The sequence below is a fragment of the Acaryochloris marina MBIC11017 genome, assembly GCF_000018105.1.
GTDB classification, from domain to species: Bacteria; Cyanobacteriota; Cyanobacteriia; order Thermosynechococcales; family Thermosynechococcaceae; genus Acaryochloris; species Acaryochloris marina.
On record NC_009925.1, the window covers coordinates 5768523 to 5790131 of the forward strand.

At 46.2% G+C, this 21609-nt stretch carries 13 protein-coding genes; 6 read left to right on the forward strand and 7 right to left on the reverse strand.

Going from position 1 to position 21609, the window contains the following annotated elements:
• Positions 1 to 14: 14 nt before the first annotated feature.
• From AM1_RS25770 to AM1_RS25780, 3 genes are all read right to left on the reverse strand, one after another.
• A complete protein-coding gene (locus AM1_RS25770) occupies positions 15 to 1142 on the reverse strand; it encodes a metallophosphoesterase family protein (protein ID WP_012165860.1) in 1128 nt (375 codons plus the stop codon).
• 124 nt (positions 1143 to 1266) lie between these two features.
• Complete coding sequence (locus AM1_RS37795) at positions 1267 to 3192, reverse strand: protein kinase domain-containing protein (protein ID WP_012165861.1); 1926 nt, start codon at positions 3190 to 3192, stop codon at positions 1267 to 1269.
• A gap of 204 nt (positions 3193 to 3396) precedes the next feature.
• The gene (locus AM1_RS25780; protein ID WP_012165862.1) at positions 3397 to 5400 is read right to left on the reverse strand and encodes a serine/threonine protein kinase; all 2004 of its coding nucleotides are present in this window, start codon (positions 5398 to 5400) and stop codon (positions 3397 to 3399) included.
• 124 nt (positions 5401 to 5524) lie between these two features.
• Here AM1_RS25780 and AM1_RS25785 point away from each other — a divergent pair, with 124 nt between their 5' ends.
• On the forward strand, positions 5525 to 6280 hold the full coding sequence (locus tag AM1_RS25785) for a TIGR04283 family arsenosugar biosynthesis glycosyltransferase (protein WP_012165863.1): 756 nt from the start codon (positions 5525 to 5527) through the stop codon (positions 6278 to 6280).
• On the opposite strand, the gene metK is transcribed toward AM1_RS25785, so the two are convergent.
• A complete protein-coding gene (metK, locus tag AM1_RS25790; protein WP_012165864.1) occupies positions 6277 to 7533 on the reverse strand; it encodes a methionine adenosyltransferase in 1257 nt (418 codons plus the stop codon). The two genes, AM1_RS25785 and metK, sit on opposite strands and share 4 nt — an antisense overlap.
• A gap of 140 nt (positions 7534 to 7673) precedes the next feature.
• The gene (locus AM1_RS25795) at positions 7674 to 8414 is read right to left on the reverse strand and encodes an HAD family hydrolase (protein WP_012165865.1); all 741 of its coding nucleotides are present in this window, start codon (positions 8412 to 8414) and stop codon (positions 7674 to 7676) included.
• Positions 8415 to 8918: 504 nt separating this feature from the next.
• Between AM1_RS25795 and AM1_RS25800 the strand changes: the two genes are divergently transcribed.
• Together AM1_RS25800 and AM1_RS25805 are read left to right on the forward strand one after the other, a co-directional pair.
• Positions 8919 to 12875, forward strand: coding sequence for a GAF domain-containing protein (locus AM1_RS25800; RefSeq protein WP_012165866.1), 3957 nt, complete (start codon positions 8919 to 8921; stop codon positions 12873 to 12875).
• Between the two features lie 55 nt (positions 12876 to 12930).
• Positions 12931 to 13536 (forward strand): class I SAM-dependent methyltransferase, encoded by a 606-nt coding sequence (locus tag AM1_RS25805; RefSeq protein ID WP_012165867.1) that lies wholly within the window; start codon positions 12931 to 12933, stop codon positions 13534 to 13536.
• A 43-nt stretch (positions 13537 to 13579) separates the two neighbouring features.
• Here the strand turns inward: AM1_RS25805 and AM1_RS25810 are convergent, their stop codons facing one another.
• Both AM1_RS25810 and AM1_RS25815 read right to left on the reverse strand, forming a co-directional pair.
• The gene (locus AM1_RS25810) at positions 13580 to 14167 is read right to left on the reverse strand and encodes a class I SAM-dependent methyltransferase (RefSeq protein WP_012165868.1); all 588 of its coding nucleotides are present in this window, start codon (positions 14165 to 14167) and stop codon (positions 13580 to 13582) included.
• A gap of 142 nt (positions 14168 to 14309) precedes the next feature.
• Positions 14310 to 14903: a hypothetical protein gene (locus AM1_RS25815; protein WP_012165869.1), complete on the reverse strand. Its 594-nt coding sequence runs from the start codon at positions 14901 to 14903 to the stop codon at positions 14310 to 14312.
• Positions 14904 to 15535: 632 nt separating this feature from the next.
• On the opposite strand from AM1_RS25815, the gene AM1_RS25820 reads away from it, so the two are divergent.
• From AM1_RS25820 to AM1_RS25830, 3 genes are all read left to right on the forward strand, one after another.
• Positions 15536 to 16162: a hypothetical protein gene (locus AM1_RS25820; protein WP_012165870.1), complete on the forward strand. Its 627-nt coding sequence runs from the start codon at positions 15536 to 15538 to the stop codon at positions 16160 to 16162.
• 191 nt (positions 16163 to 16353) lie between these two features.
• Positions 16354 to 17658, forward strand: coding sequence for a GDSL-type esterase/lipase family protein (locus AM1_RS25825; protein ID WP_012165872.1), 1305 nt, complete (start codon positions 16354 to 16356; stop codon positions 17656 to 17658).
• A 690-nt stretch (positions 17659 to 18348) separates the two neighbouring features.
• Positions 18349 to 21609: a calcium-binding protein gene (locus AM1_RS25830; RefSeq protein ID WP_063710539.1), complete on the forward strand. Its 3261-nt coding sequence runs from the start codon at positions 18349 to 18351 to the stop codon at positions 21607 to 21609.

Genomic DNA, 21609 nt, shown 5'->3' on the forward strand with positions numbered 1-21609 from the left:
AGTCTAGCTGAGTCTTATGGCGTTATACCCACATCCCGGCGATACACCGTACCGTTCTGCCCAGCAATTTGGCGGGGAAGTTTGAGGTGGTCGATCACCTGTAAGGTTTTCATATCGTAGGTGGTATAGGTCGTTGATAACGCCTCATAATCAATATCCATCACCGTTAAGGTTTTCTGAGGGGTGAGATTGCTTCCCACTAATTGGCGTGGGCCCCCTCCTAACGCTCCGGTATGTAGCAGTTGGAGCTGTCCCCGGCGACCGGGATAGTAAGCATGTTGGTGACCACTAATATAGGTATGAACGTCATAGCGTTCCATGATCACCCTTAACTGCTCGGCATTGCGCAAATACTCACCAGGTTTGTTACGGCCCACCGCAATTCCATAGAGAGGGAGATGACCAATCATGATCCGAAGTTTCGCCTTCTTGGCTGCGGGACTCTCCAGGCTTCTGACTACCCAGGCGAGTTGTTCTTGGGTGATTTTAGCAGTGGAAGCATCCCAAACGAGATAGAAGATATCATCCTGAGCAAAAGAGTAATTGAACGGGAAGTTTGCCCGATCGACAAAGGGTAAATTGGGGCGCTGTTGATTCCAATAGGAAGAGGCCACTTGCCGATCGACGGTAAAAATATGACGACCTGCCGGTGATAAGGCGCCAGAACCATCGTGATTGCCAATGGTGAATCCCAAGGGAAGTTGAGCTTTACGAAGGGGGGCTGCTACGTTGCGATCAAAGGCAGCCCACATGGCTTGCAGTTGGGCTCGGTTTAGCGAACGAGATTGTCCCGCCACCATATCTCCCCCACTTAAAACTAAATCGGGTTGCCAACCAGGGATAAGTGAGATCGCTTTAGTGACTTCGGGGGCATAGGTGGTTGACCCATACTGACTATTAAAGTCACTAATCACTACTAACCGCACGTCTCCCCTCGGCGGGGCAAATAGCCCTGGAGGTGCTGGAGCTGCCTTGGGTGAGTTTGGGGCAGGACCAGGGGAGGATGGTGTCGAAACGGAAGGGGGTGAGGAGGCCTGAACGCCTTGGGAAGAAGACCGCCACTGATAAATTCCAACGGACAACGCGAACCCGCCAGCGAGAAGACTAGTAACCCAAAGTCGGTGATTGCGAGAAGGTTTCATGGGGGTCAGGTCGTTATCCTTTGGCGCAATGGACTGGACAGTGGTTAAGCGCTTCATAGTGATGCGAGACTGTTTCGCTATCTTGAGCCTTGCCACTCCTGAAAAGTTCCAGTTTTACATCGATTTAAGGGATTTTGGCTTCTGTATTGATCTTGTAGTTATTGATAATGCGATTGAGGGGTTTTTCAAGTTCCTTGAATTGATCATTGGGAACGATGAAGCTTAGAATAGCCACTCGTTTGTCTTTGCGTTCAATAAAGCTATTGCCCAGCAGTTTTACTTCAATGTTGCCGGTTGCTTTGGCGGTATACCCCCAGATGAGCAAAACGCTGCCATCTTTTTGGGGTTTAGCGTCTCGGAGAAAGAAGCCCGGTTCCTTCTCAAACGAGTTCTTGAGGAAATCTTGGAGTAACTTGGTTAAATCATCCTGGGTGGGATCATAGTCAACATCGAAAATATCGGCGACGAGTCCACCGTTACGGGTTGGATCGGTCCATAATACAATCACTTCACCCGGCTTGCTATTGTCTTTGCTTTTCCATCCATCGGGAACCAGTAAGGAAAAGGCTTTGGTTTTATGGGTATAGGTGGATAAATTATCAATTTCGACGGACTTAAACCGCCGCCGACTGGGCGGGGATGGGCTGGGCGAGGGGCTGATCCGAGGGGAAGAGGAGCTAGATTCAACTGGCGAACTCGATTCTTCTGAGGATACGGTTGGATCGACACTATTAAAGCCAGCGTAGACAACACCACCCAGAATGATGAAGGTCAAACCACCGGCAATGGCCCATAACTTAACGTTATTATTGCTGGGCTCTTCCACTGCAGCAACTTGTTGTACAGGGGCAGAATAGTTGGCGGCGAAAGGATTAGATGACTGGGTGGCCTGGGGGGACGGCTGAGTCGGAGGTGGGGCCGCTGGCATGGTTGGCGGCATGGTTGGTGGTACCCCAGCGACGGGGGGTGGCTGCATGATTTTGGTGGGGGGTGGCTCTATCTGAGTATTGAGGGCTTGAATGATTTCTGCCGCAGACTGGTATCGATCCACCGGTCGGGGTGCCAACATCTTGTTGAGGATATCAGCCAAGTTAGGGCTTAAGCTGAGTTGTTTTTGCCAGAGCCACTCTAGAGATTGGGGATCTTGGAGCTGCTGGGGTGGATGTCCCGTCATCAGCACTAAAGCCGTCACTGCTAGGGCATATAAGTCACTATGGGGGGCCACTAAGCCGAGGCGCATCTGCTCATCGGGCGCATAGCCAATTTTCCCTAAGCGAGTCCCGCCTGTGGATGCTCCAGGAGAACTCCCTTGAGTGGCCACTTCTGTGGCAACGTCCAGAGCCACTTGCTTCACCCCACCCATGTCAATCAGGATGGGTAAACCATCTTTGTTCCGCCGGATAATGTTATCGGGGGAAATATCTCGATGAATCACTCCCTGGCCATGGAGATAACTGAGGACTGGCAGCAGATCTCGGAATAGTTGCGTGACTTCGGTTTCGCTAAAGGTTTGCCCTTGCTGTTGGCGTCCTTCTAATAATTGCTGGTATGTGGAGCCTTCGGCGAAATCTTGGACCAGGAATAGCCGTTTTTGGGCGGTAAAAAGCTCCCAGAATCTGGGGATTTGGGGATGCTCAAGGCGATGGAGGGTGGCCGCTTCTCTTTGGAAGAGTTCTTCCGCTTTCTTTAGGGCGTAGGTGCCTTGAACGGATGGCGTTAATTCCTTGAGGACAATAATTTCGTTAAAGCGTCCGGTATCCTCTGCTCGGTAGGTTCTGCCAAATCCACCTTGTCCCAACTGTTGTTGAATCACATAGCGATCGCGGAGTCGCGTTCCAGGAGGTAACGAGGTATGGATATTTTCTGTGGGGTCTATGTTTGCAGTCGCTTGGGTAGGGGAAGTAGCAGATTGATTGCTGGTTTGAGGAGCGACTGCAGGGCTGTTTGATCCTGTTGTCGGCGGTTTCAACAATGAAGTCCCACAATATTGGCAGAATCGAGAGTCTGATGAATTTTCTCGCCCACAGGAACTACACGTAATCTGAGTCATAGAATTAGCATTTCAATTAATGCAGCATTGTCCAAACCAAGTGAAACGCAGAAGTGATTGACCCCTTTCCCATACTGGCGTGTAGCCATTGATAATTTCAGTATGAGTATTAATTAAGATGTCTGAGACTTCCTGCGTTCACATCATAACCTAGCTCAGTTTAGGTCCTGTTTGAATGATAAAGATCACCTGAATTGTCCCGTTTTATTCAATCTCAATATTGATGCTGTAGGGGCTGGTTTGATTGGTCGATACTTCGAAGCGATAATCTCCAGATTGAGGTAGTTGCCCTTGCCAATTGGTTGCCTGAGAGTCGAGTTGACCGATGAGTTGGCCACTGGGACTGAAGAGAGTTAACTGAATATCCCCTTGGCTGATCTTGACTCCCATAAACTGCTGTGCTCCGGCATTGAGCAAATATCGCTGCCGTTGGCCGGGTTGAATCGTGTTGTTGAGTTGAGTCCCCGTTGTACCAGGGGCAAACTGCACCCTTGAGGTGGTGTCTTTTGGAGAGATTGGTCTGGGAGTGACCACTTCAACGTCTACGGAAAATTGTTCAGCCCCAGGCTGCTGATTTTCTACCGCGATAGTATAGTCCCCATTTGTAGGTAAGGTTGTTTTATCCACAGGGGTTTGCCGATCAGCTTGGGCAATCACACGACCTTGAGGATCGAGGACTTGAACTTCTACACTGCCCCTGGTTAAGCGCACCGTCATGGTTTGTTGGGCTTGAGCCTGGAGGAGGAACGGTTGCCGTTCATGCTGATTCAAGGTTTGAGTCAATACAGCTTCTGTTGCTCCTGGGGCAAACCGAACCCGATTCGCGCCTAACGGGCATACTTGCCGGGTTAAGTTTTTGGAAACCCAACCGTCAGGAGATTGAATTTGCAGCCATTTCCCTTGGGAACCGAGCACTGACAAGGGGGTGCCGTTGTCAGCGGTGGCAACGATATTGTTGGGGGAGACTTCTGGACTGGACCGAATATTTAGGGGAGGGTTTGGATCATTGACGGTGACCTTGCAGTTGGAGGGGAGCGGCGTAATGTTTCTGGTGGGGGGAGGACTGAATGAAGGGGTGGGGGAGGGCTCAGCAGAGGGTTCAACAGAAGCAGAAGGACTGACGGTCGGATCTGAGGATCGTCCATTGAGTCCTGAAAAATTAGGCATTAGACCGAGGGCGTAAGCGCCCCCTAGACCTGATAAACCGACAATCCCAGCAGCAATCCACCAAGAACTACGAGACGGTTGGGGAGAAACGGGTTTTGGACTCACAACATTGGTGGCAGGTAAGTCGGTTGGGGTTGGGTTGGGAATGGGGGCGGTAGGGGGGATGGATCCACTGTGAATAACGGGTTCGGTGGGAGGAATGGCGGCAGGGATAGGTTGCGAAAGGAGCTGCAAATCTTGAAGAACGTCTGCAACCGATGGGTAGCGAGTATTAAATTGAGATCGCACCATCCGTTCCAAAATTTCAGCAAACCGGGGAGACACCTGGGGAGCTAGGGAACGCCACTGAATCTCCGCCGTTTGTTCATTAAAGGGAAGCTGTATGGGTTCTACCCCCGTCATGGCTTTGATACCAATCATGCCAACGGCATAAATATCGCTGTTGAGGCGAGGGCGGCCCGATAGCTGTTCCCCTGGCATATATCCTTGGGTGCCGATGCCCACGGTATAGCCGACGGATTGGCCTGCGGGGGCAATTTGAGTGCGGATTTCTTTGACAGCCCCGAAATCAATTAAGACCAAATGACCATCGGCTCGGCGACGAATCAGGTTGTCCGGCTTGATATCCCGGTGAATGACTTGGTGATAGTGAACGAAATGCAAGACGTTGAGAATCTCTTGCACAATGCCCAACACTTGGGCTTCGGGTAGGGGTTGGCCCAGGGGCATTTCATCACTGAGGGGCTGACCTTGAATAAATTCCTGAACGAGATAAAATTCCTTTTGATCTTCAAAGTAGGCGAGTAGCTGGGGAATCTGATCATGGCGTCCTAGTTTCTCCAGCATTTCCGCTTCGGTTCGAAACAGACGTCGAGCCACATCAATAAATTGGGTATCAGAGCTGGCTGGTTTCAGATGCTTCACCACGCATTGGGGATTGCCCGGTCGGCGAGTATCTTCGGCAATATAGGTTTGGCCAAATCCACCGGCCCCTAAGACTGCCGTCACCCTATAGCGCTGATCGAGCAAAGTACCCAGCATAAAGGTCCCCTGTGCAACACTCCTGATTCTGGCACACAATGATCTCAGTTCCCGCGTGATGGGAGTGATGGTCGCGTATCATCAATGGGGCTTTGTTTATATTCTGCTGCTGAACTGAGTTTTCATGTCTCAAGTGTCGATCATCCTGCCCCTGCTCAATGAAGCAACGGTTCTCAGCCGGACCCTCAAGCATTTGATGGCCTTAGAGCCTCCCGCCCATGAAATTATCTTGGTGGATGGGGGCAGTACGGATGGAACGGTGGCCATTGCCCAACAGTATGCTGAGACCTGGGAAGGAACGAACCTTGTGGTGGTGACGGCAACGGAGCAAGGCCGGTCATCACAGATGAATTATGGCGCTGCGATCGCAACCGGGGACATTCTGTGTTTTCTCCATGCCGATACCCTTGTTCCAGATGATCTGGTAGTCTTAATGACCCAAACGCTAGCCCACCCCAATACCGTCTGCGGGGGCTTTATCGCTTTGATGTGTGGCGATCAAAGTACTTGCTGGGGCATTACATTGCAGAACTATCTAAAAACCTATCTTGCCGCTGCCATTACTCATCCCTATCTCTATCTATGCAAGGGATTTAGAGTCTTATTTGGTGATCAGGTTATCTTCTGTGGCAAACAAGCCTTTTGGGACTGTGGAGGCTTTGATCCAGACCTGCCCATTATGGAAGATGCAGACTTCTGCACCAGAATAGTTCAACACGGCAAAATTCGGCTGGTCAACCGCATTGTCCAAACATCCGATCGCAGATTGCAGCAATGGGGGGCTTGGAAAGCCACATTCATCTATCACTCGATAGGTTGGCTGTGGTTTATGGGTTTACCCGCCGAATTTTTAAAGCGCTTTTATGAAGAGATTCGTTAGGCGTTGCCAGATAGGGCAGGACTCAAGGCTTGCTTGAGCAGATCTGCTTTATCGGTGGCTTCCCAAGGCAGATCTAAATCGGTACGACCAAAATGGCCATAGGCCGCCACATCTTGGTAGAACCGACCGCCTCGCTCACCTGGGAGTTTGGTTAAGCCGAAGGTTTGAATCAACCCCGCTGGACGAAGTTCGAAATTTTCTTGAACAACCTGCAGCAGACGATCTTCATCCACCTTGCCAGTGCCAAACGTCTCGATCAAAATGCTAACGGGGCGAGCAACACCAATGGCGTAGCTGAGCTGAACTTCACACTTCTCGGCCAGCCCGGCAGCAACGATATTCTTAGCTACATATCGGCAGGCATAGGCGGCACTGCGGTCTACTTTTGTGGGATCCTTACCGGAAAAAGCACCACCGCCATGACGGGAATATCCTCCGTAGGTATCTACAATAATCTTCCGTCCCGTGAGTCCGGCATCGCCTTGGGGACCCCCTACAACAAATTGGCCAGTGGGATTGACAAGGAATCGAGTATTGTCGTCGGGCTTGATGTCAATATCAGCAAAGACAGGGAGTACAACCGCATTCCACAGATCTTCCTTAATCTTGGCCTGTACTGCGGCAGGGTCAGTAATGTCACCAATGGTGGCATCATGCTGGGTCGAAACAAGAATTGTATCAATGCCGACGGGACGCCCATCTTCGTAGGTGACTGTAACCTGAGATTTACCATCGGGTCTTAAATAGCCCAGTTGGGTTTTGCGCACGGCAGCCAAGCGGCGAGTGACTCGATGGGCGAGGCTAATCGGCAATGGCATCAGTTCAGGGGTCTCGTTGCAGGCAAACCCGAACATTAAGCCTTGGTCACCGGCCCCAATGGCATCCAGCTCTTGATCGCTTTTCTCTTCGCGGGTTTCTTGGGCGGAGTCAACCCCTTGGGCAATATCTGGAGATTGCTCATCTAGGGCAACCAGGACAGAACAGCTATTGGCGGCAAAGCCATTATCGGAATCGGTATAGCCAATTTCAGTAATTTTCTGACGAACCAAATCAACAAAGTTGACTTGGGCTTTCGTGGTGATTTCTCCAGTTAAGAGAACGAGGCCAGTGTTAACCACTACTTCAGCCGCAACCCGGCTAGCGGGGTCTTGAGAAAGTAGAGCATCAAGAATCGTGTCAGAAATTTGATCACAAACCTTATCGGGATGGCCTTCAGTCACAGATTCTGAAGTGAAGAGATAACGCTTAGGCAAGATCTTGATCCTCCTGTGGAGCAAAGCGAGAGAACAATAATGAGCAAAAATTCCTGTGAGTCCAGAGAATTATAGCATTCTCTCCTGAATAGACTTTGAGGGGATTGCTAGAATCCTACAATCGCAAACAGAGCATGATTTTATGGGCTGATGGAGAGCTGCTGCCACCTTTCTAAGGAAACATCGGCGAGATGAGTGGAGACTGGATGATGCCATCCCCATTTGACGTATATGCAACCTGCCGCATGGGCAGATTTTGCCATTTTCATATCCACAGGTGCATCCCCAATCATTAAGGTTCGGTTAGGGGCGGTCTGCATTTGAGCGCAAATATTAATGAAGAGGGAGGGATCGGGTTTCGAAATCGATCCGTCAACTCCTTGGGCGGCTTGAAATAGCTCCTGCAGGTGATAGGTATCTAGGAACGCTTGGACATTTTTGCTACTGTCTGCAGATAAAATTCCCTGCTTCACCCCTGCCTTAGATAAGGTCGTCAAGGCTTCTAAAGTGTGGGCGAGTAAAGGAGTATGCTCTGCTTTCGGTATTAAATAGGTATCGGCTTCGTCAAAAGCGGATTCAACCACTTCTAGTGCCTCTAACCAGTTGTATCCAGTTGATGCGACAGAGGCTGCAGCAGCAATTTGATTCTCATAACGACTCCCCACGGCGAGTAAGCCAGCAGGGTTGATATAGGTCTCCTTTAGGCCAAAAGCGAGTAATATCGGTGCCTGAACGGCTGGAACTTTTGCCTCTATCAAGCGAGACCGGATCTGTCCCAAGCTCATTAAATAGGATTCGACGTTGGCTAAAGTACCGTCTTTGTCAAAAACGATGGCTTCAATATTGGTAAATGAATGGTCTAGACAGTGAATAGTGGCCATGGAACAGGCAAATCCTTTGGCAATTAGACCTCAGTGTAAATGATTTTAGTCTGGTCTTTATATATCAATTGATATCTTCTAGTTTGTTTGGTAAATAACAATATCTGGCTGAGGACTTTTATGCTGCGCTGGTGCAACTAAATATCGATTTTATGATAGTAGATAAAGTTGTGATTCTGGTAATTAAATAGGATTATTGATCTTGTATTTTAGTAGGCTATTGGGGAATTTAATTGCGATCTTAATGGATTCTGTTTGCTTTGTTGATGTGGTGATAGTCTGCTTGTGTAGGATAAATATTTCTACTGATAGATCGATCTATGGCTAGTGTTTTTTCGGCGACAAACTGGGAGTTTTGGGTAATCCAATTGTTATTGATCGAACTCTTTTGCTGCTGGGAAAACTAAGGTGTATTAAACGAGACTTTATTTGCTTTTTCTACTGTTTTTAATAGGTAGGGATTGAAGTTTTCTCCATTCCGGTATCCTTGGATAGACACTGCACATGAAAGACCCTAAAGGGATTTCCCTAGATCTGGCACCAGAGAGTAATGAGCAGGTATTTGGACCGGCATTGCATAACATTTCTTCCTCCTCAAAATTGGATGATGGTCAGGATGCTGTTCATTATGCTCGACGCTTGCAAACCCTTTCGAGCAGTATCAGCCGGATTCGGAAATTACTAGACTTAACGGCTATTTTGGAGGCGACGGCTGAAGAGGCACGAACTGTTCTAAATGCAGATCGCGTAGCAGTGTTTCAGCTGGAGCGAGACAATCAATCTCGCGGGGCATTTGTGGCTCAATCTGTTGCTAGTAATTGTTCATCCATACTGGGGCAACCAGCTTGTGACCACTATTTTGGCGATCGCTTTGTGGCTGCCTATCGACAAGGAAGATACCAAGCTCTAGCGGATGTTGAGTCAGGTGAAATTAGCGAGTGTCATGCTGATATTTTAAGAAAATTGCAGATCAGGGCCAATTTAGTGGTTCCTGTCTTGCAAGAAAAATATCTTTGGGGGTTGTTATGTGTCCATCAATGTCATACCCCCCGTGAATGGCAGCAAGAGGACATTCAGTTTGTTCAGAATTTAGCAGAGCATTTTGGAGTTGCCGTTTCTCAAGCAGAGTTGATTCAAGAAGAAAAAGTTAGAACTCATCAACTTTCTGCTGCATTAGAGCGAGAGAAACGTTTAACGGAAACCTTTGGTAAGATCCATCAATCCTTGGGAATTGATGCCCTGATTCGCTCGGCAACGGTGGAATTACAGCATCTACTGGATGTGGATCGGGTGGCAGTCTTTCAATTTAAATCAAACCAATTGAGGCAAGGGGAATATATTGCTGAACAAGTCAGGGAAGGCAGGACGTCAATATTGACGGAACCCACTTGCGATCGCAACTATTGCCAGCAACTCGCAAACCTCGTTCGAGAACAGACCCCGCAGGTCATTTCAAATATCGATACCACTCTAGAAGAAGGAAGCTTTAAAGCTCACCTACAGCATTTCGACGTAAAAACTCTCTTGTTATTACCGTTATCCCAAGAGAATTCTCTTTGGGGATGTCTAGTCATTCATCAATGTGCAAATATTCGAGAATGGTTAGAGGATGATCTGAGATATTGCCAGCAAATTAGTGAACAACTGAGTGCTGCTCTTACCCAGGCTGCTTCAGTTGATCAAGTCTACCAACAGAGTATAGAACTCAAAAAAACGACGGAGCATCAAAAAGTATTAGTAGACACCATTGATAAGGTGCGGCAATCTCTAGATACGGATGTTGTTTTTCAGACGGCTACAGAAGAAGTCTTAAAACTGATCAACGTAGATCGAATTGCCATTGCCCAGTTCAATTCTAGTTGGGGTTACTCGTTTATTGCCGAATCCTTTAAGTATGGTTGTTCTCCTTTAGTTGGAAATATCCCGCCCATCGAAGATGCATATTTGCAAGCTTCCCAGGGGGGGAATTTCGTTAATCATGAAATTGATATTATTGATGATATTTATGCAGCTGACCTGGCAAAGTATCAACTCAAGTTATGGGAAACCTTAGATGTCAAAGCTTGTGCTTTGGCCCCCATCTTTTTAGGCGAACAGCTATGGGGGTTGTTTGGTGCATTTCAAAATTCTAAGTCTCGGCATTGGTCCCAGGATGAGATTAGTTTATTGACGCAGGTCGCAGCCCAACTTGGCGTGGCCTTACAACAGGGAAATTACCTCCAAGAACTCAAAGAAAAAACAGCTCAACTTAATCAAGCAGCTGAACGGCAAAAGTCTTTAGCCAAAACGATTGATAAAATCAGGCAATCTCTGAATATTGATGATATTTTTCAGACGACAACGGTTGAAGTTCGTCAATTGCTAGGAGTGGACCGGGTGGCTATTTATCGGTTCAATTCAGATTGGAGTGGCTCCTTTGTGGCGGATTCCATTGTGGATGGATGGGCGCCTAATCTGAATCCTCAAGCTCCTGTAGAAACCGTATTGGCAAAGTTAGACAAAGAAGGGACTTATCCCCGTCATGAAACCTTTGTCCCCATTGTGTTGGGAGATAAGTTTTGGGGATTATTAATTGCCTACCAAAGCGCAAGACCCCGTTACTGGCAGGAGGATGAAGCATCCTTATTGGCCCAAGTTGGAAATCAATTGGGCGTAGCCCTCCAACAAGCAGAACTCTTAAAGCAAACTCAACAACAGGCCGCCGATTTACAGCAGGCACTGCAAGAGTTAGAGACAACCCAGTCCCTGCTGATGCAGGGAGAAAAAATTGCCATTAATCAGGCCTATTTATTGAAGCAAGAACGAGAAAATAACCGACTCTTGAAAGAAGCTCGAAAAGCCGCAGAAGAGGCTGTCCAAGCCAAGAGTGAGTTCCTCGCCAATATGAGCCACGAAATTAAAACCCCTATGAATGGGGCTTTGGGGATGGCAGGGTTGTTATTAGATACAGAACTACAGTCTGAGCAACGCAACTTTGTGGAAACGATTCAGAACTGTGGGGATTCGTTGATGGTAATTATCAACGATATTCTCGATTTCTCCAAAATTGAAGCAGGAAAGCTTGATTTAGAGGAATGTTCCTTCAACTTACGAACCTGCATTGAAGAAGCCTTAGATTTATTGGCAGTGAAAGCGGCGCAAAAGCAGTTGGAACTCAATTACCTTTGGCATGCCGACATCACAGAACAGGTAGAGGGGGACCCAACTCGGTTACGTCAAATTCTGGTCAACTTGATAGGGAATGCCATTAAGTTTACAAATGTGGGAGAGGTGACGGTAGCCGTTGGTGCCCGTGAAATACAACATGTTTGTGCTTTAGATCCTCAAAAAATTGCCGAAGAGGTTCAGCACTTTGAAGTGGAAATTGCGGTGAATGATACGGGGATTGGGATACCACCGGACAATATGAGTCGTTTGTTTGACTCTTTTAGCCAAGTTGACTCATCCATTACTCGGCAGTATGGGGGGACAGGCTTGGCGCTCACGATCAGTAAACACTTATGTGAACTGATGGGGGGACGAATGTGGGTTAGAAGTGAGGTTGGGAAGGGCTCTAGCTTTGCCTTTACGGTGCAACTACAAGTCAAGCCAGAGTCAGCAGGATTGGCAGCCGAAACCCGGACTCCAGCACTCGCCAACAAACGAGTCTTAATTGTTGATGACAATGTAACTAGTCGAAGACTGCTCACCCAACAAACCATTGACTGGGGAATGAAACCAAAATCGGCAAACTCGGTGGAGGACGCCCTTAAAATGTTGCAGAATGTGCCGGAGCCTTTTGATGTTGCCATCATTGATTGGCAAATGCCTCAAAAGGATGGAGGCGTTTTGGCCCAAGAAATTCGGAATCGATCGGCCTTAGCCTCAATGCCTTTGATTGTATTGTCCACGGTGATTGATTCAAAACTGAAAGCTGAAAATAAATTGCTCTTTCAAGCTCGATGCCATAAACCAATTAAGCCAAAACTATTACGACAATCATTACTGGACGTATTTGCAGCACCAGAACTCTCTAGGAAAGTGCCTCAATCCACTGCCCCTAAGATTGATGAAGAGTTAGCTCAGCAATTCCCCTTAAAGATATTAGTGGCTGAAGATGTGGTTGTGAACCAAAAATTAGTACTGCTGCTGTTACAGAAAATGGGATACCGGGCTGATGTTGTTCAAAATGGATTGGAAGCTTTAGATGCCCTACATCGACAACCTTATGATTTAATTCTGATGGATATGCAGATGCCCGAAATGGATGGGTTGACCGCTGCTCGTCAGATTTGTGAGGAGTATTCGGAGGCTGAAAGACCCTATATTATTGCGTTGACGGCTAATGCAATGCAAGGGGACCGACAAAGATGCTTAGATGCTGGAATGAATGCTTATATTAGTAAACCCATTCAAGTCGAAGAGCTAGTCAGAGCCATTCAGGCTATTCCCCAGAAGACGTCTCAGAACCAAGCAGCTTGAAAGGAACGGAATCTACAGTGAAAGTGAAGCGCGTAGAAATGAGATCGTAACGAGTATGTTGCAGGTCAAAGGAACTGAGGGATATTCGGCAGCGACCGAGCGGTTTATGACAGCGACTCATAAAATCGCATTTCAAGACCTGCATCAATCTTTCCTTAAGTTCATCCCCACAGATTCATCCAATGTACTGGATGTTGGCTCAGGGATTGGCCGGGATGCTGCTGCGCTTGCCGATATGGGACATACCGTAGTTGCAGTAGAACCCACTAGCGAATTTCTATCGGCTGCACAAAAACTCTATGGTACAAGCATTGAGTGGATCAATGACTCGTTCCCATTCTTGCCCAGCCTTGGAGATCGAAATGAAGGGTTTGACTTTGTTCTAGCCTCAGCCGTGTGGCATCATCTCGATCAGCATGAACGCAGGATTACCTTATCGCGCATTGCTGATTTGCTGAGACCCACAGGAATTTTTGCTCTTTCTCTGCGTCATGATCCTGCTGGAGTAGGCACACATATATTTCCTACGGATGGACAGGAAACAGTGCGAGATGCAGAAAGAGTGAATTTGAAGCCGCTACAGGTATTGGGAAACCAGCCCAGCTTGGTCAAAGGCAAGAGAAATGTGACTTGGACCCGAATTGTTCTACAAAAAATCTGAGAGAGCTAACTCAGTTATCAAGTTTGAAGTTGGTATTGGTAATTTAAGCACTCTTTCTGGCGATGAACTGGACGACGGAGGCCATACCGGTGTGATATTTCCCTTCAAGGACTTCGCGTTCCAGTTCCCTCATGAGTATGGGTTCGCAGTTGGGGAATTCACGTTCAACTTTGGCACAGGTCATCAACATATCAAGGTCTTTTGGACCGCCTGTGTCGCGAGTAATTTGGTTTTCTGAGTAGGCCTCTAACAGGATGATACCGTTGGGTTTTAGGCATTGCTCCACTAATGGGTAAAGCCTGTTGCGAATTGTGCTGGGAAGATGGGCTGAGATTGAAATAACCGATCCGTAATGATGTGCTGGTGGTTCAAACAGGCCAAGATCAGCCACTTCTGTTTGGATGTCTACGCCTTTGGCTTGAGCCAACTTGAGGGCTTTGGCAAGGCCCACTTCTGAGCCATCAATGCCAAGGACTGAAAATCCTAATGAGGCTAGAAATACAGCATTCCGTCCTTCTCCTTCAGCTAAGGATAAGATTGGGTTACTGAGCATGTCTGCATGTTCAGCCAGGAAGGAATTCGGTTCCGTTCCATAAATATAGTCGTCGTTAGCGTAACGTTGATTCCACATCTCTTATTCGTCAATCTAATTTGGGCAGTTCAAAAAGCGAGTTGCAGTTGATGAAATAGCTGGGGCACTGTTGATCAAAGAGTTTTGTCATTTTCTGAAGGGTTGAACAGGGAATGAGCATGTATAGGCAGAATTCCGGGATTTAGGAAATTATTAAAAGGGATTGTTGGCATCGCTGATGTCGGTCGTTGGCGAATGCATTTTTATCGTCTAACCAAAACTGAACACCACAATATGGGCATTGGATCCACCGCTCGGAGTTTGCCTTAACCCTTAATGCGGGTCGTTGATTGGAAAAAGAGAATCTCAGGTCGATTTTCTCAAAGATAGACTTAGGCCAGAGAACCTTGGCTTTCTCGATTGCTTTTTGCTCACGTTCTGAGAAAAAAGTATGCCATTGGACGGGGGAACTGGCAGTTGAATAACCAAGCTCAAGATATTTTCTGACGGATAGTGGAAACTGTAGCACTTGTGCGATGACAGGGTCTGGAAAACTATCTTCAAACAACTTTTTCTCAAAGTAGGTCTGGCACCCAGATATCGTTAACTGCACCTCACCTGGGATGGAATTATGTTCAACAGTTTTAAAGGTATGGGTTGAGTTAAGGGACCCGTCGGGATAATGGTGCTTGATTCCCTGGATCTGTTCTTGCCACTCGTTCCAACCAATTTGAATGGCATTTAGATCGTCTAGGGTAAAACCGATGGGTGAGTGTAGGTAGAATGTTGTGGACATTTTACGAATGCCTGATCTTCATATTGCCAACATTCAGTTACGATGGGCAAGCGCTGTGTTTGGAGCTCTTGTATTTAATTTGCCACAGATCTTCTCACGGCATCAGCGGTAACACTCGTCTATTCCATAGCATCAACGCCGTTTTTTTGTATAAGTTTAAAAATCTATATCTAAAGATAAGATTGAAACCTTGTTTTTTGGCCTTAGCTTTTCGTGATATCTAGGTAGAAGATAGCTAGAAAATATACCAGTTTAAAAAACAATCCACCACCATGTTTTTACAGCTTAGGGAATGGAAGATTATTGAGTTATTTTTCCTGTTGAGTAGACCATTTAACAGTTTAAGCTACATTCTGATGACAAGATTTGGTACCTGGTTTGGAATCTCGCCCTTGCTGCTTATATCGATATAGCTCAACACCTCCCTATCTTTAAAATCTCTTGAAGAAGGCTTTTTTAGACAGCTTCACTTGAACTCAAGATTAGTAAATTTTCAATATCTATTGGGAAATTATGGGATGCTTAAGATAAGGTTCTTAGGGTTTTTTATTCAATGAGCGCTAAGGGCTAAATTGTCAAAAGAACTACAGACCCCGTATTTGTAGGGCTAAGGATAATTCAGGGGGGATAAGATGTATATTATCCAGTCAGCGAATTTAATGGCGCGGGGCATATTGACGGATCAATCTGCTTCACTCATGATTCGAGGGAGATGGTTTAGACCTGGCCCTGCATTTGCCCAATCATTGCGTCAAATAGCAATTGAGTTTTGTGAAGAGTCACTTTCTCAGGGACGACAATACATACTGATTGAATTTCCCTTGTACTTTATGGCTTGGCGTCGTTTTCGTCCCAATCAAGAGACTCAAGCCCAATCGAGCAAGTCTTTGAAATTCACGGTAAATCCACAACAAGTGAGACCTACAACCTATCAGTGGTCACCCGCTTTTACAAAGCCCACTTTCCCAAATAAACAGTTTTCTCAATCAGATCGAGATAAAGAAAGAATCAAAACTCCAAAATTAGGTGGTGCTGGAATTGATCATGTGTTGATCAAACAGTGTAAAGCAGAGCTAGCGATCCATATTGGCCCCATGGCCGACTATATTACAGAACAAACATTAAATAATTCGGCTCAACTGAGTTCTGAGCAACTTATTGCAGCCCTCGCTGCCCACATCCCGAATACGAAAGCAGGTCTCTTATTTAGGTGGACTTTAACAAAAAAAATGCAGGACCTGAATAATAAGCATGTTTAGAGTAATAGCATTTTATCCAGGGCAAGTTCATTACCTGAACTACGAGAATTGTGTGCGCTGTTTTTTGGAGTTGCGATCGCATTCCCACTACCGAGCCTAACCTAGCTTACGGATGCTTGAGTAATCTGGGTTACGCCAATTCAACCCTCAGAGATGTGAAAATCTAACAGCAAAACAATGGGCAGCCCATCATGGATCGACAAAGAGCAATCGGAGCCACGCTGATCCTTGCATTTATTTCCCTAGCAGGCTGCATATCGCTGCAATCTTCTCAGGCACAAAAGTCTCCCTCTCAAAAAAATAAGGCCAGGCAATCTATCACACTACGGAATGGTGCCATGACCCAGGGAACGACTGTCCCAAACTATTGGCATCAGCAGTGGGTGGGCAAAGGCAAGATATCTGTTACACGGGATACTCAAATCTTTAAACAGGGGCCTGCGGCCTTAAAAGTAGCCAGTACTTCTGGCCCGGCAAAAGGACAAGCCTTTCAACTGATCCAAGGTTCACCCAATCAATCTTTCACTATCAGTGGTTTTGCCAAATCAACTGGAAGGGTCAAGGTCAATGTTGCGATTCAGTCCTTCTCTAAAAAATCGCGTCCCCTCCAATTCCGGCAAGTCCAGTATCTCCACAATACCCAAGACTGGAGTTCCTTCTCTCAGGAGGTGACCTTACCGCCCAAGACCCATAAGTTTGGCATTGTGCTCCTAATAGAAGGTGAAGGAGAAGCTTGGTTAGATGAAGTCAAGTTGACTGGCACTAATGTGAAAAATATTGCCGGGAAGCTTGAACAAGCGTCTGCTCCAAACCAGCAAGATTCCACTGTTGTTAAGAAACAGCAAAATCCTACGGTTCCTACACCGGGTCACTACCCAAAGTTTCCCCAAGCCTGGCAAAAGCTTCACCAACAACATCTCCAACAAACTCAGAAACGCGAAATCAATGTTGTCTTTCTGGGAGATTCGATTACTCGGGGATGGCAAAAACATAAAAAGCTCTGGCAGAAACACTATGGCAAACTTGATGCGGTCAATTTTGGTATTGGTGGCGATCGTACCCAACAAGTTCTCTGGCGAATAAACAATGGCTTATTTGATCAGATCCAGCCCCAGTTGGTTGTTCTCAATATTGGTGTCAATAATCTCTGGCAAGATGGTTATGGTTCAGAACAGATTGCTGCAGGAATTGAGAAGATTGTTGCTGCCATCCACACTAAAAGCCCAAAAACAAAAATTCTGCTGCTTGGAATTTTACCGACAGGTAAGCAATTAAATGCTCCAAAAAGAGAAAAAATTCAGGCTATTAATAGCAAAATTAGACAGCTCGATAATGGCTCGACAATCCGATTTTTAGATATGGGTTCAAACTTCTTGGAACCTGATGGTTCAATTTCTAAAGACGTTATGCCAGACTATTTGCATTTATCCAGGCAAGGCTATCAAATTTGGGCTACATCAATGGAAAAAACATTAAGTGAGATGTTGAATGAGTAATTTTATCATCTCTTTATTAGATTTTTATCAAATGCTGACATTTCAGATATCTCTGTCAGTACGGCAATTAGGCTGGGAATCATATAAATAAGAATTAGCGATTGTTCTAAAGCTAAAACATCAGAATCTATTTGCTAAATGCAATAAATTTTTATTGGATAAAAATTGTGTTGTTTTAGTTTAAAGGGCGCAAAATATTTGCAAGTCCTCATCGGATTCTTTAGTGCTCTCTAGCAAGTTAGAAGAAGAGAGTTTTTATTAGTTGAGCATATTTGTGAGCGCGAGTCATAAATGTTGAGGGGATTCGAAATGTCAATAATCTTAGTCAGATCAGTATCCATAAAACGTAGCCGACTGGACTCATATCCGATATCGAGAGCGTTAGGTCATACAAGATAGTATCTCTACAGCAAATATCTTTGCTACTACTATCACAGAAATCAGGCTGATTAGCTATTACGAATCCAAAACTATTCAGGTTGTGGTCGTCTATGACCTGTGGTGTCACTACTCTAATTTCACTTAGTCACCACTAAATAAAAAACAAAGATAGTGAGTTCAAGTAAAAGTTCTCACTGATATCTATAGCTGTTTTCCTCTGATTATAAAAATATCCCTTTTGTAGAAAAGGGATGGAATATTTTCTGACTAAAAATAGATCAATTATTGAGGATATAAAAATAAGAGAAAATGCTAAATTTTGATGATTATTTAATTAAAACATATGGTGGCTATCAAGAACAGAACCTTAGCTTTTCCACACTGTCAAATGGCAATATATTGCAGTTGTCTGGGAATGGCTGGAAAAAAATTAGACGACCTTATCAGATTACTAGAAATACAGTTCTAGAATTTGACTTCAAAAGCAATATCCAAGGAAAGATTCACAGTATTGGTTTTGATAATGACAATGTTCTGAGTTCAAACCAGAGTTTTCAGCTCTATGGCAGTCAACCTTGGGGATTATCTCAGTTCAATGATTATCCGGCTACTGGGGACTGGCTCTCTTATCGGATTCCGGTCGGAGAATTTTTTACGGGGCAGTTTGCCTATTTAACCTTTGGCAACCATCAAGATACCCCTCAACCCAATGCTAATGGCTTTTTCCGAAATGTCAGGGTGTTTGAACAAGTTTCCGCTCCCTCATCAACGCAGACTGGTTCGGGAACTCCTGCATTTGCATCCCAGCTTTCAGCGTCGATGCCAGCCACATCGATGGCCACAATTGGTGAAGTTGGGCAAATTTCAGGACTGACCCATCTCAAACAGACAATTGAACTTCAGCACAACTATATCAATCCCGTTATCTTTGCCCAAACCCTGAGTTTTAATGGAGGACAACCAGCAACGGTTCGCATTGACAACATTCAAAGTAATCGGTTTGAACTCTATATCCAGGAGCCTAGTAATCATGATGGTCGACATGTACCCGAAAACATTAGTTTCATCGTCTTGGAGGCTGGTTCCTGGGTTCTAGAAGATGGAACCCAGTTAGAAGTTGGTACTTTGAAAACCAATCGTTTAGTCACCAGCGGATTTGAAACCGTTGACTTTAGCCAAAAATTTTCAGATTCTCCCATCGTTTTTAGCCAGGTTCAAACCGCTGACGGTTCGGATTTTGTTCGTACACGACAACAAAAGACATCGGCTATTGGCTTTCAGGTCGGCATGGAAGAGGAGGAGAAGAAAAAATACTCAGGTCATGTATCAGAGTCGGTAGGGTGGTTAGCTATTGAGCCTGGATCGGGAACTTGGGGAAGGCTAGCTTATCAAGTTGGGCAAACCAGAGATACGGTGACCCATGATTGGGCATCTATTGATCTGTCCGGTTTTACGTCCACCCCCAATTTTTTAGCGTCTCTTGCTTCTTATGATGGATCCGATTCGGCTGGGGTTCGTTATCGTAATCTTCACAATACTTCTGTAGAAGTCAAGGTAGAAGAAGACACCACTGCAGATGCGGAGACTTCCCATACGAGCGAAGTTGTTAGTTTTTTAGCCATTCAAGGCAGTGGGTTACTTCAAGGTTCTAAATCTACGAACTCTACAACTGACACTGGAGGAACTGTGGCGACACGGGATGTAACCCAGCGGCCTTTTGCTGCCAATTCGATCTGGAATACCCCCATTGGATCTGATGCTGAATATGTTGATGCCAAGATTGAATGGGCTAAAAATGCAACAGTGGATGTCGATCATTTTTATATCCTCAAGGGTGATGATCCGCTACAACCGCTTTATAAACATGGGACCTGGGGACCTGGTCGAACAACGGGCAGTGCCTATCAAGGAATTTCCCTGCCCCTTCCGAATGATTTACGGATTGCGGATTCGACCAATACCAAGACACCCAATAATTCTGCGGCTTTCTTGATGCCTGATGGTCGGACCTTGGTTCAGGTGAATGCATTGACCCGCGATCGCAACAACGATTTCGTCTATGGCCAACGATTACCCTTTACCCTGAATGTTGCTCGGTATGAGGATATTTATGGAACAGGTATAGAGGGAGCCCATGCGGGGTCTGGGTTATCCTCCATCGGCGGCACCATTCGAAAGGGCGAATTGATTGGCTCTGATCCCATCCGCCATGCCCTGAAAGTAAATCTTTGGACTAAAAACTATTTTTCCTATACCGATGGTCCAGGTGGTGGATTGGGTTATCGGTGGCCCGCGGTCAAAGCGGATACCCATGCTAGTCCAGGAACCTATGCGGGTGCAGTACCTGAACTGCTCAACGGCAGCTTGCTGGCTATCCCACCAGATATGACACCGGATAAATTAGGGATACAGACAGAAGTTGGTAAAAAACTCTTCTATGCCTTTCAGGACTATGGGGCCTATCTTGCTGATGATACTGGATGGGATGCCCATGCCATCGCGGTTGAAAAAGGGGTCACTAAAGAATTCTCTGACCACTATGGCTTTAGTTTTACGGACAACAGTGGTCCTTTTTATGAAGACTATATGCAGTTGTTTTCGGCCTTGCATGTCGTCGATAACAATGCCCTAGACAATATCGGCGGGGGAGGAACACCCCGTGCTCCTCTAGCTCCAGATTTTGACGTTGCTCCTCCGCCAGCATTTATCGGTAACGCCGACTCGAACAACCTAGAGGGAGATGACCAAGCCAACCGAATGGATGGCAAAGCAGGAAACGATCTGATCCTAGGTCGTGGTGGACATGATTTCATCACTGGTGGGTCGGGTAGAGATACCCTCGATGGGGGTAAGGGCAATGATCATCTTATTGGTGATACCAGCTCTGATCATTTGCTAGGGGGAGATGGGAATGACTATTTAGATGGAGGAGCCTATGGTGACACCCTGGAAGGAGGAGATGGAGACGATCATCTGACGGGGGGAACTGGTAAAGATCGCTTCATGGGTGGAGCTGGATTTGACACTGTGATCGAGTCTGATGATATTGACTTTGAGCTGACTAAGAACAAACTGATTGGCACCTGGACCGATACCCTTGACAGTATTGAGCACGTCATTCTCAGTGGTGGGGATAGCAATAACAAACTAGATGCATCCCAATTTCAAGGTACGGTCCATTTAAATGGTGGTGAAGGCCATGATCAGTTAATCGGTGGGCAACAGGGCGATGTCTTGGTCAGCAGTTCTGGGAATGACAGCCTGACAGGGGGGGCAGGTACCGATACGTTTGATGTAGTGGGGCGAGTTGAGTTTTTACAAAGTAATCGTAGTACCCCTTTGAAGACAGGTGAATTTGCGCTTATTAATGACTTCAACAAGGATAAAGACACCCTCATCCTTCTGGGATCTGCCCAACAGTATGTTGTCGGTATTAGCAATATAGGGGCAGAAATATACTTGGATACCAATGGTGATGGCATCACCACTCAAGCGGATGAAATCGTCGCGATTATCAAGGGTTCAAATTCATTTAACCTAGACGGTTCGTTTGTTAAATACCTTGATTGA